The sequence below is a fragment of the Pseudomonas sp. No.21 genome, from assembly GCF_054558415.1.
The window spans coordinates 67,721-79,544 of the sequence record NZ_BAAJNO010000018.1 but is presented as its reverse complement, the minus strand read 5'-3'; the positions used below and the strand labels follow the sequence as shown (position 1 = coordinate 79,544).

Sequence of the window (11,824 nt, the reverse complement as noted above, 5' to 3'; positions counted from 1 at the left end):
CTGGGCCGGCCCCGCCGTCGCGGCGGGGCCGGCCTGGGGGGCTCAGATGCGGGTCAGCATCGCGTCGGCTGGGGCGCTGGCGCGGTGGTGGGCGGTGAACTGGAACCAGACGAAGCCCGCGGCCATGATGCCGAGGAAGATCAGCCCGATCAGGGTGTTGAACCAGGCCATGGCCACCAGGCAGACCACCGCCAGGATCAGCGCGATGGCCGGCACCACCGGGTAGCCCGGGGCGCGGAAGGTGCGCTCCAGGTTCGGCTCGCTGGCGCGCAGCTTGAACAGCGCGAGCATGCTGATGATGTACATGACGATGGCGCCGAACACGCTCATGGTGATCATCGCGGCGGTCAGGCTCATGCCCTGCAGGTTGATCAGGCCGTCGCTGTAGATGGCGGCGATGCCGATCACGCCGCCGGCGATGATGGCGCGGTGCGGGGTCTGGAAGCGCGACAGCTTGGCCAGGCCGCGGGGCAGGTAGCCGGCGCGGGCGAGGGCGAAGAACTGCCGCGAGTAGCCGAGGATGATGCCGTGGAAGCTGGCCACCAGGCCGAACAGGCCGATCCACACCAGCATGTGCATCCAGCCGGAGTTCTCGCCGACCACGGCCTTCATGGCCTGGGGCAGCGGGTCGTTGATCCCCGACAGCTGGCGCCAGTCGCCGACGCCGCCGGCCATGATCATCACGCCGATGGCGAGGAACACCAGGGTGAGGATGCCGGCCACGTAGGCGCGCGGGATGGTGCGTTTCGGGTCCTTGGCTTCCTCGGCGGCCATGGCTGCGCCCTCGATGGCGAGGAAGAACCAGATGGCGAAGGGAATGGCGGCGAAGATGCCGGAGATCGAGGCGCTGCTGAAGGTATCCGAGCCGGCCCAGCCGTTGAGCACGAAGTTGCTGAAGCTGAAGCCGGGTGCCACCACGCCCATGAACACCAGCAGCTCCGCCACGGCGAGCACGGTGACCACCAGCTCGAAGGTGGCGGCGATGCTGACGCCGAGGATGTTCAGGGTCATGAACACGAAGTAGGCACCGACCGCCGCGTGCTTGGGATCGAGTTCGGGGAACTGCACGTTGAGGTAGGCGCCGATGGCCATGGCGATGGCCGGGGGGGCGAAGACGAACTCGATCAGCGTGGCGATGCCGGCGATCAGGCCGCCGCGTTCGCCGAAGGCACGGCTGCTGTAGGCGAAGGGGCCGCCGGCGTGGGGGATGGCGGTGGTCAGCTCGGTGAAGCTGAAGATGAAGCAGGTGTACATGGTCGCCACCAGCAGCGTGGTGACCAGGAAGCCGAGGGTGCCGGCGGCGCCCCAGCCGTAGCTCCAGCCGAAGTATTCGCCGGAAATCACCAGGCCGACGGCGATGCCCCAGAGGTGCAGGGTGCCGAGGGTGGGCTTGAGTTGGTTAGTGGTTGTCATGCGCGTCTCCGAAGGTTGCCTTGAGGGAAATGGGGCGACGGAACGGAGCGGCGGGAGGCGGCGCGTGGCCCGAGCGGGCACGGACCACCGACTGCGGGCAGCAGCGAGGCGTGATGCACATGGTGTTCACCGTTTCTTGTTGTTGTAGTCGGATGGAGCCGGGGTGGAGCGGAGCGGGCGCCGCCTGACTGGCGCCCGTTCCCGGTTTTACAAGGGGCCTCTCCTGGCCATGCGGGGTTCGCAGCTGGCCAGGGGAGCTTTCCTCAGAAGAAGCCCAGGGGGTTGATGTCGTAGCTCACCAGCAGGTTCTTGGTCTGCTGGTAGTGGTCGAGCATCATCTTGTGGGTCTCGCGGCCGACGCCGGACTTCTTGTAGCCACCGAAGGCGGCGTGGGCCGGGTACAGGTGGTAGCAGTTGGTCCACACGCGGCCGGCCTTGATGCCACGGCCCATGCGGTAGGCGCGGTTGATGTCGCGGGTCCACAGGCCGGCGCCGAGGCCGAACTCGGTGTCGTTGGCAATCGCCAGGGCCTCCGCCTCGTCCTTGAAGGTGGTGACGCCCACCACCGGGCCGAAGATCTCTTCCTGGAACACGCGCATCTTGTTGTTGCCCTTGAGCAGCGTCGGCTGGATGTAGTAGCCGGTCGCCAGGTTGCCTTCGAGCTTCTCGACGCCGCCGCCGGTGAGCACTTCCGCCCCTTCCTGCTGGGCGATCTCGAGGTAGCTGAGGATCTTGTCGTACTGCTGCTCGGAGGCCTGGGCGCCGACCATGGTGTCGGTGTCCAGCGGGTCCCCACGCTTGATGGCCTTCACTTTCTTCATCACCTCGGCCATGAACGCCGGGTAGATGGATTCCTGCACCAGGGCGCGGGACGGGCAGGTGCACACCTCGCCCTGGTTGAAGAAGGCCAGCACCAGGCCCTCGGCGGCCTTCTCGATGAAGGCCGGCTCGGCCTGCATGATGTCCTCGAAGTAGATGTTCGGGCTCTTGCCGCCCAGCTCCACGGTGGAGGGGATGATGTTGGCGGCGGCGCACTTGAGGATGTGCGAGCCCACCGGGGTGGAGCCGGTGAAGGCGATCTTGGCGATGCGCTTGCTGGTGGCCAGCGCTTCGCCCGCTTCCTTGCCGAAACCCTGCACCACGTTGAGCACGCCGGCCGGCAGCAGGTCGCCGACCAGCTCCATCAGCACGCTGATGCCCAGCGGGGTCTGCTCGGCGGGCTTGAGCACCACGCAGTTGCCGGCGGCCAGGGCCGGGGCCAGCTTCCAGGCGGCCATCAGCAGCGGGAAGTTCCACGGGATGATCTGGCCGACCACGCCCAGTGGCTCGTGGATGTGATAGGCGACGGTATTCTCGTTGATCTCGGCGGCGCCGCCTTCCTGGGCACGGATGCAGCCGGCGAAATAGCGGAAGTGGTCGGCGGCCAGGGGGATGTCGGCGTTCAGTGTCTCGCGCACGGCCTTGCCGTTGTCCCAGGTCTCGGTGACGGCGAGCAGTTCCAGGTTGGCTTCGATGCGGTCGGCGATCTTCAGCAGGATCAGCGAGCGCTCCTGCACCGAGGTCTTGCCCCAGGCATCGGCGGCGGCGTGGGCGGCGTCCAGCGCCTTGTCGATGTCGGCGGCGTCGGAGCGGGGGAATTCGGCGATGGGCTGGCCGTTCACCGGCGAGGTGTTGGTGAAGTACTGGCCATTGACCGGCGGGACGAACTCGCCACCGATGTAGTTGCCGTAGCGGGCCTTGAAGGAAACGATGGCGCCGGGGGTTCCGGGTTGTGCGTAACGCATGGTCTATCTCCTGGCTCTTGTGCTTATTGGGGAGTTGGCGCCGAAGCGCTTTGATCAGCATAGAGCAAGGGCCGGGCCAGGCCGGTGGAAGCCGCGTGGGACAAGGCTCCCGGCGTCGTGGGCAGCGGCTGGCCGGAGGGCGCTGTCGCATGCCTGGTACGGGGCGGGTGACAGTCTGTCACGCATCCGGTACAGCCATTGACCGGTGGGTCATCCGGCGATTGCAAAGCCGCCTGCGCTGGTGGATGCTGCGGCGATGCGGGTGCCCACCAGGGCACGGGCTGCCTCCCGCAAGCCCGCAATGGAGAACGACAAGAATGCACGACCACCTGAGCCGCCACGCTCGGCAAGTGCTGACCGTGGCGCAAGGCAAGGCCCAGTCCAGCGGGCCCGCCGCCGATCCTTCCATCGCTCGCTCCTGGCTGCGTTGCCTGGAGGACTACCACCTCGACCCGGCCCTGCCCATGGCGCCGACCGTGCTGGAGCATGCGCGCATGCTCGAATGCCGCGAAGGCATGCAGCAGGTGCTGGAGATCGCCAGTGGCGAGATGAGCAGCCTCTATCACCAGCTCTCCGGTGCCGGCCATGCGGTGCTGCTCACCGACGCCCGTGGCGTGATCCTCAACTGCGTGACCGCCGCTGCCGAGCGCCAGGCCTTCGAGCGTGCCGGCCTGTGGCTGGGCGCCGACTGGAGCGAGGCCCGCGAGGGCACCAACGGCATCGGCACCTGCGTGATCGAGCGCCAGGCGCTGACCATCCACCAGGACGAGCATTTCCGCAGCCGCCACACCGGCCTCACCTGCTCCGCCAGCCCGGTGTTCGACCCGCAGGGCGACCTGCTGGCGGTGCTCGACGTGTCCTCCGCGCGCCACGCCGTATCGCGGCAGAGCCAGTTCCACACCATGGCGCTGGTCAACCTCTCGGCGAAGATGATCGAGAGCTGCTACTTCCTGCGTCGCTTCGAGGGCGAATGGCTGCTGCGCTTCCACCTCCAGGCCGAGTACGTCGGGCTGTTCAGCGAGGGATTGATGGCCTTCGATGGCGAAGGGCGCATCCGCGCTGTGAACCAGAGCGCCATCAACCTGCTCGACAGCTCCCGCGAGCGCCTGCTGGGGCAGAGCGTGGAAGCCTTCTTCGACTGCCGCCTGGACGACCTGCTCGGCCGTGCCCAGGCGCAGCCCGCCGCCAGCTGGCCGCTGCGTGCACGCAATGGCCGCGCGCTGCATGCCGTGCTGCGTGGCCAGCCCCGCGTGTTGCCGCAGGTGGTGCCGCCCCGGGCCAAGCCCGCCGTGCCTGGCCTGTGCCTGGGCGACCCGGCGCTGGCCGCCGACTTTCGTCGTGCACTCAAGGTGTACGAGCGCGATGTGCCGCTGCTGGTCAATGGCGAGACCGGCTCCGGCAAGGAGGCCTTCGCCAAGGCCGTGCACCTGGCCAGCTCACGCGCCGAGCGGCCCTTCGTCGCGCTCAACTGCGCGGCCATCCCCGAATCCTTGATCGAGAGCGAGCTGTTCGGCTACCGCGGCGGCAGCTTCACCGGTGCGCGCAAGGAAGGCATGCGCGGCAAGCTGCAGCAGGCCGACGGCGGCACCCTGTTCCTCGATGAAATCGGCGACATGCCCCTGGCCCTGCAAACCCGGCTGCTGCGCGTGCTGGAGGAGCGCCAGGTGGTGCCCATCGGCGGCGAGGCCCAGGCCGTGGACGTGCGCATCATCAGCGCCACCCACCGCGAGCTGGGCGCTCGCGTGGCCGATGGCAGCTTCCGCGAAGACCTCTATTACCGCCTCAATGGCCTGGTGATCGACCTGCCGCCCCTGCGCGAGCGCAGCGACCGCCCCGAACTGCTCGACCACCTGCTGAGCGAAGAAGCGCGTGGGCAGGCCATCCGCCTGGAGCAGGACGCCCGCCAGGCGCTGCTCGACTACGCCTGGCCCGGCAACGTGCGCCAGTTGCGCAACGTGCTGCGCACCCTGGCGGCGCTGTGCGAGGACGGCCGCATCCGCCTTGGCGACCTGCCGTCCGACCTGCGCCGTGCGGCGGCACCGCCCCCCATCACCGATTGCGTGGCGCACCCGCTGGAGGACGCCGAGCGCAGCGCCCTGCTCGCCGCCCTGGAAAGCCAGCGCTGGCACATGACCCGCACCGCCGAGCAGCTCGGCATCAGCCGCAACACCCTGTACCGCAAGCTGCGCAAGCACTCGATCGAGACGCGCAGCCTTTAGCCGGGCTCGGATGCAGCCCGGGCTTCAGCCCGGGAATCTTCGTCGGGTTCAGGCCTGTTGATGATGGGTTTCGCTGCGCTCTACGCCATCCTACGGTTCGTGCCTTGCGCTTGGCGCAGGCACCGAGCTGACCGGGGAGTAGGGTGGATGGCGCTCTTCTCATCCACCAAGCGGTGCTACTGGGGAGCACTCTGTGATGGCGACCCTGCGGCCTGTCTGGGGCTCGCTGGTGATGGGTTTCGCTGCGCTCTGCGCCATCCTGCGGTTGGTGCCTGCGGTTGGTTCAGGCACTGGGCTTACTGGGGTGAAGGGTGGATGGCGCTCTTTCCATCCACCAGGCGACGCTGTCTGTGGCACCGAGTCGGGGCAGCCCTGCGGTCTGCTTGGCGACTGAAGTCGCCCCTACAGCCCTACAGGGTGCCCTTCGGGTTTCGTCATGCGCCCTGGGGCATTTCCCCGCGCTTGAGGCGCGCGTTGATGTCGTCGATCACCTGCGGCAGGTCGGCGATGGTGTCGATCAGGTAGTGCGGGCGCGCGCCTTCGAACTGCTGGGCGATGCGCGCGCGTGCCTGGTCCAGCTCGCCGGCGGGCAGGGCCTTGAACTGCTCCCAGGTCAGGCCCAGGGCGTTGCCGGAGCAGGTCAGGGCGACCGTCCACATGCCGGCGCTGCGGCCTTCTAGGATGCCCGGCCAGGCGTCGTCCACCTTCACGCAGGCGGCCACGTCGCTGATGCCCAGGGCGATGACGTTGGCCAGTGCCTGGGCCGGGTGCGGGCGACCGTTGGGCACTTCGTCCGTGGCCACCACATGGTCGGCGACGTAGCCGTTCTTCTCCGCCAGCTCCACCACCTTGGCCATCACCGCCGCCGGATAGCCGGAGCAGGAGCCGATCTTCAGCCCCTTGCCGCGCAGGCTGGCGATGGCCTCCAGGGCACCGGGGATCAGCGCCGAGTGCAGGGCGATCTTCTCGATCTGCAGGGGCATGAAGCGTTCGTAGATCGCAGTGACGTCGTCGTCCGTGGGCAGGCGGCCGAAGGCGGCGCGGTAGCGCTCGGCGATGTCGGGGATATCACACAGGGTGCGGATGTGATCCCACTTGCCCATGCCCATCGGGCCACGCGCTTCCTCCAGGCTCACGGCGACACCGAACTCGGCGAAGGCCTCGACGAAGATCTGCGTCGGCGCGAAGGAGCCGAAGTCGACCACGGTGCCGGCCCAGTCGAGGATGGCGGCTTGCAGTTGGGTGGGGTGCTGGTAGTTCATGGGTGTCTCCTTGGGGGCGAAGTCAGGTGCGGGTGCCGAGGGGCTGGCCGCCATGGGTGGGGGAGGGGATGAGCCCGTCGAGGACCTTCAGGGTCTTGGGCCGGCTGTTCCAGAACGGCACCAGCATCAGGCTGGCGAGCAGGGCCGCGACGGTGAAGCCGATGAATACGGTGGTGGTGTCGAAGTAGCCGGGCAGCAGGCCGCCGAGGATGGCGCCGACCGAGCCGCAGCCGTTGACGAAGCCGGCGGCGGTGCCGGCCGCTTCGGTGGTGCCGAAGTCGATGGCGGCGGAGCTGCTGATCATCGAGTCGGGGCCGTAGAGGGTCAGGCCCAGCATGAACAGCAGGCCGACCACCAGGTACAGGCTGCCGCTCTGCATGGCCGGCACGAACAGGCCCAGGCACAGGGTCAGCGCCACCAGGCTGATGACGCAGGCGGGCATGCGCCGCGCGCCGAACCAGCGGTCGGAGGCGATGCCGATGAGGATCGGCCCCACCAGCCCGGCCACCTCGAAGGCGGTGGGCACGATGGCCGAGGCGACCTTGCCCACGGCGGGCATGCGCTCGTAGACCATCATCGGGCCCCACAGCAGGATCGCGTAGCGCGCCGGCTTGAGCAGGAAGTAGGCGAGGCCGAGGACCAGCACCGTGCGGTTGCCCATGATCTTGCGCAGCGAGACCCAGTGGCTGTCGCGCTCGATCTTCAGCTCGCGGGAGGTCTTCACTTCCACCTCGACCGGCTCCAGGCCGACGTCCTCGGGGCGGTTGCGCTGCAGCAGCCAGAACAGCACCGCCACCACCAGCACCACCGCGGCGCTGGAGACGAAGGCCGCACGCCAGTCGCCGAGCACCTGGTAGGCCCACCAGCCGGCGAAGGGCGTGGAGACCAGGCCGCCGAAGGCGTAGCAGGTGCTCCAGTAGCCCAGCACCCGGCCACGCTCGCGGGTGGCGAAGAAACAGCCGATGTTCTTGCACAGCCCGCTCCAGCCGGTGGACTGCGCCAGGCCCTGGATCACCATGCAGGTGGCGAAGATCGGCAGGGTGGCGAAGGTGCCCATGGCCAGCGCGGCGAGGGCGGAGACCAGCAGGCCGCCGAAGACGATCACGCGGGGGCCGAAGCGGTCGGCGAAGATGCCCCAGGTGAACTGGCCGATGGCGTAGGCGGTGAGATAGAGGGCATCGAGGTTGGCCATCGCCGATTTGTCGAGCTCGAAATCGACGTCCTCGCCGATGCCCAGCTTGGCCACCGAGAAGGCCTTGCGGGTGAAGTAGAAGGCGGCATAGGCCAGCCAGGTGATGAGGAAGATCTGTACACGCCAGCGGTGGATGGATTTCCACCCGTGCTGGAAGACACCTGCAGCGTTGTTCATGGTTCTGACCCCTGTGGGTTGGCGACAGTGCGTGAGGGAGGCTGTTGTTGTTCTTGGTACTTCCTGGCTGTCTAAACGCCTGGCCTGGTCAGAAGGGCAGAGGCCGTGCGTCAGGCATGGTGCTGATCGTCTCGGGTGGGCGGGCTCCTCGCCGGCGCGGCCGGCTGACGCGGAAAAAGAGGCCGCCCGCTCGGGGTGGCGGGCGGCCCAAGGGGGCGGGTCAGGCCGCCGTTTTCTCGAGGGTCACGCCCATCGCCTGCAGGGACTCGGCGATGGCGCGCAGCAGCTGGCGGACGATGGGCTCGTCGATCTGGCCGATGCAGCCGATGCGGAAGCTCTCGGCCTGGGTCAGCTTGCCGGGGTAGATGACGAACTGGCGGGCCTTGAGCTCGTCGTAGAAACGCTTGAACTCGAAGGCCGGGTGCGCAGGGCTGAAGAAGGTGGTGATGATCGGCGACAGCCAGCGGTCCTCCAGCAGCGTCTCGAAGCCCAGCTCGCGCATCCCGGCCACCAGCACGTCGCGGTTGCGCGTGTAGCGCGCCAGGCGGCCCTGCACGCCACCCTCGGCCGCGTGCTGTTCCAGCGCCGCATGGAAGGCCACCACGCTGTGGGTGGGCGGGGTGAAGCGCCACTGGCCGGTGCGCTCCATGTAGCGCCACTGCTCCAGCAGGTCGAGGCTCAGGGAGTGGGCGCGGCCGGCGGACTCCTCCAGCAGGTCGCGACGGATGATCACGAAACCGAAGCCGGGGATGCCCTCGATGCACTTGTTGGCCGAGGACACCAGGACATCGAAGGGCACCTCGTCGACCGACAACGGCACCGCGCCGAAGGAGCTCATGGCGTCGACGATCAGGCGCTTGCCATGGGCCTTCACCACGGCCGCCAGCTCGCGCAGCGGGTTGAGGATGCCGGAGCTGGTCTCGCAGTGGACCAGGAACACGGTGGTGACTTCGGGGTGGGCGCGGAGCAGGGCGTCCACCTCCTCGGGCTGCGGCGGCAGGTAGTCGCCCTTGTCCAGCGCGATATGGGCGCGGCCCAGGTAGTCGAGGGTCTTGGCGGCGCGCTGGCCGTAGGCGCCGTTCATCAGGATCAGCGCCTTGCCGTCGCGGGGGATGGCGGTGGCCAGGGCCGCTTCCACCGAGAAGGTGCCGCTGCCTTGCAGGGGCACGCAGGCGTAGCTGTCGTCGTGCACGCCGGCCATGGCCAGCAGCTGCTGGCGGATCTCGGCGGTGACGCGGTTGAAGTCGGCGTCCCACGAGCCCCAGTCACGCAGCATGGCTTCCTTGGTGGCACGCGAGGTGGTCAGCGGGCCGGGGGTCAGCAGGTAGGGCTCGCCCTGGACCGGCGCGGCGAGGGGCGTATGCGATGCGGGGAATTCGGCGTGGCTCATGATCGTCTCCAGCGGATGCGGGTGGGCGGGGCTGGCGCTGATCAAAGCAATTGGCTAGAAATAAATGAAATCGATTTATGGTATTTCACAAACAAGCTGAGCTTATTAATAGGGGCGGTGATGTCGGTTTCCCAGGCGCAACTCAAGGCCTTTCACGCCGTGGCGGTGCACGGCAACTTCACCCGCGCGGCGGAGCAGCTGTTCCTCAGCCAGCCGGCGGTCTCCGACCAGGTGCGCAAGCTGGAGGAGCGCTTCGGCGTGCTGCTGTTCAACCGCAACAAGCGCTCGGTGCAGCTCACCGAACTGGGTGAGCGCCTGCTGGCCATCACCCTGCGCCTGTTCGCCGCCGAGAACGAGGCCGAGGAATTGCTCACCAGTTCCCGCGCCCTGCAAAGCGGCAGCCTCACCCTGGCAGTGGACGCGCCCATGCACCTGCTGCCCTGCATCGCGCGCTTCTGCGAGCGCTACCCCGGCATCCGCGTGCGCCTGGTGACCGGCAACAGCGACGAATCCCTGCGTCGGCTGTTCGACTACCAGGCCGACTTCGCCGTGCTCGGCCGCCCGGTGGACGACGACCGCCTGATCGCCCATGTGCTCAGCAGCGGCCCGCTGGTGGCCTTCGTCGCCGAAGACCACCCCTGGGCACGGCGCGACGCCATCCACCTCGCCGACCTGCACCGCACCCCGCTGGTGCTGCGCGAACAGGGCTCCATGACCCGGCAGATGCTGGAAGACGAAATGCGCCGCCTGGGCCTCGACACCCACACCGCCATCGAAGTGGAAGGCCGCGAAGCGGTGTTCGAGATGGTCGTCGCCGGCCTCGGCGTCGGCATCGTCTCCGCCGCCGAACTCGGCTCCAGCCGCGGCGTGCACGTACTGCCCATCCTCGACTTCGAACCGCGCATGACCGAGACGCTGGTGTGCCTGAAGGAGCAGGGGGCGAGGCGGGTGATCGGGGCGTTTTTGGAGGTGGTGGACTCCAGAGCGGCTTGTATTTGACAGGCTGGAGCGAACGCCCAAATGTTGGAGTAGTTTTACGGTGGACAGATGAGATGCACTCGCTGACAAATCGACATAGGTGCAGGAACCATGACTGTTTCTAGAGAACGGGCTAAGGAATTGGCAGTTTCCTATGTGGATAGTCTTGATTTACGTGGCTATCGATATGAATTTGCTGGAATCAGTTTCAATGAAAAGTCGCCAGACGAGTGGAGTGCTGTTTTTGACGTCTACTCGCCGAGTGGGAGTCTCGTGGACGGTCCCGCTGTTTTCGTGGTGGAGAAGGACTCAGGACGAGTAAGGGGCTACGAGCCTCGCGAGAAGCGAAAGGCACGATAAGGATTAGCGTTCGTAGTTGGGGAGATCGCTGGGTAGTGCTGATCTCTTGGTATATATAGTTAGCGAGCGGTTCCAAGATGATGGTCACAGAGTTTGGTGCGAACGGAATGCCGTTATTAAAGATCAAGGATTGTTGAAGATGACTGCTGATAAGCCTGTTTTTACTGATGATTTTGTGGATGATTTTTTGTTTAGGAATGGCATGGTGGTAGATGATTATTTTATATACAGGACGCCGAATTCGGAGTTAATTTGTTATAAAGAGATTGGTGGGCAAAAATTTCATTTGTTGATTAGTAATGATGAGCTTTTTAAGGCTGCTCTTGCGAGGCTGATCGCACTTGGGGTCACAATAGATACTCTTTCAGTTAATTGATTTAAGTGGTGCGCCATAATGCGCTGATCCAGTTGCATAGGCTGCAGGCAGGTTTAAAAATTCCAGATGTTAATGTGTCTATTTTTTTGAGTAATAATTAATGAAGAATACAGAGGTCTTGCTTGCCAGGCTCAAAAAAGTTGAATGGATGAGCAGGAACGAGGCGAGCAGGGAAGATGAAGACAAAATATATGAATTTCTCAAGCAAGCTGCTCGCATTGTTTCGGCACACGCTAGGCAGCAGGGCGTCCATCCGTTCTCTAATTTTCGACAAGCAATCAACAGGAACGCCCCGCTCGTCAGTACACTGGAAGTGGAGGAAGTTGTAAGCATAGACAACGGAGCCGGGGCTTATGAGAGGGTGCTTTGCATGAGCGCTTTCCATTGGGCAAACGGATGCGACGAGGGCGATGAAGTTTGCCTGTCCGTCTCAGATCTGTATGAGCCAATAATAAGCATCATTGAGAGTAGGGTCTTTTTTAACCTGCGCCGCGGCGAACTGTGCATCGGAAAGTCCTCATTCCCTCTTCGCGACTGGTTGGTGACTTACTACACTGCATAGGCTCTATAAATACAGAGACCTCCCGCTAAAAAAACAGAGGGTTCATGGTTTGTCAGCCTTTATAAAAGCAATTTTCTTATTTTTTCAATGCCCCGCATATAATTGCGAAAC

9 protein-coding genes are annotated in these 11,824 nt (G+C 65.5%); 4 read left to right on the top strand and 5 right to left on the bottom strand.

What is annotated here, in order from left to right:
• Window positions 1–42: 42 nt before the first annotated feature.
• Together eat and exaC are read right to left on the bottom strand one after the other, a co-directional pair.
• Window positions 43–1,413 (bottom strand): ethanolamine permease, encoded by a 1,371-nt coding sequence (gene eat, locus ACYJSS_RS27855; protein WP_236206093.1) that lies wholly within the window; start codon window positions 1,411–1,413, stop codon window positions 43–45.
• A gap of 263 nt (window positions 1,414–1,676) precedes the next feature.
• A complete protein-coding gene (gene exaC, locus ACYJSS_RS27850) occupies window positions 1,677–3,197 on the bottom strand; it encodes an acetaldehyde dehydrogenase ExaC (RefSeq protein ID WP_236206094.1) in 1,521 nt (506 codons plus the stop codon).
• 317 nt (window positions 3,198–3,514) lie between these two features.
• Between exaC and ACYJSS_RS27845 the strand changes: the two genes are divergently transcribed.
• A complete protein-coding gene (locus ACYJSS_RS27845; RefSeq protein ID WP_236206095.1) occupies window positions 3,515–5,416 on the top strand; it encodes a sigma-54-dependent Fis family transcriptional regulator in 1,902 nt (633 codons plus the stop codon).
• 434 nt (window positions 5,417–5,850) lie between these two features.
• On the opposite strand, the gene phnX is transcribed toward ACYJSS_RS27845, so the two are convergent.
• The 3 genes from phnX to ACYJSS_RS27830 form a co-directional block, all read right to left on the bottom strand.
• Entirely contained in the window at window positions 5,851–6,678 is an 828-nt protein-coding gene (phnX, locus tag ACYJSS_RS27840; protein ID WP_236206096.1) for a phosphonoacetaldehyde hydrolase, read from the bottom strand.
• Between the two features lie 22 nt (window positions 6,679–6,700).
• Complete coding sequence (locus ACYJSS_RS27835; RefSeq protein WP_236206097.1) at window positions 6,701–8,047, bottom strand: MFS transporter; 1,347 nt, start codon at window positions 8,045–8,047, stop codon at window positions 6,701–6,703.
• Between the two features lie 220 nt (window positions 8,048–8,267).
• Window positions 8,268–9,437 carry a 2-aminoethylphosphonate--pyruvate transaminase gene (locus ACYJSS_RS27830; RefSeq protein ID WP_236206098.1) on the bottom strand — a complete coding sequence of 390 codons (1,170 nt, stop codon included), beginning with the start codon at window positions 9,435–9,437 and terminating at the stop codon, window positions 8,268–8,270.
• A gap of 120 nt (window positions 9,438–9,557) precedes the next feature.
• Here ACYJSS_RS27830 and ACYJSS_RS27825 point away from each other — a divergent pair, with 120 nt between their 5' ends.
• From ACYJSS_RS27825 to ACYJSS_RS27815, 3 genes are all read left to right on the top strand, one after another.
• On the top strand, window positions 9,558–10,436 hold the full coding sequence (locus ACYJSS_RS27825; protein ID WP_236206099.1) for a LysR substrate-binding domain-containing protein: 879 nt from the start codon (window positions 9,558–9,560) through the stop codon (window positions 10,434–10,436).
• 478 nt (window positions 10,437–10,914) lie between these two features.
• The gene (locus tag ACYJSS_RS27820) at window positions 10,915–11,151 is read left to right on the top strand and encodes a hypothetical protein (RefSeq protein WP_236206100.1); all 237 of its coding nucleotides are present in this window, start codon (window positions 10,915–10,917) and stop codon (window positions 11,149–11,151) included.
• Between the two features lie 100 nt (window positions 11,152–11,251).
• The gene (locus ACYJSS_RS27815; protein ID WP_236206101.1) at window positions 11,252–11,713 is read left to right on the top strand and encodes a hypothetical protein; all 462 of its coding nucleotides are present in this window, start codon (window positions 11,252–11,254) and stop codon (window positions 11,711–11,713) included.
• The last annotated feature ends 111 nt before the right edge of the window (window positions 11,714–11,824 follow it).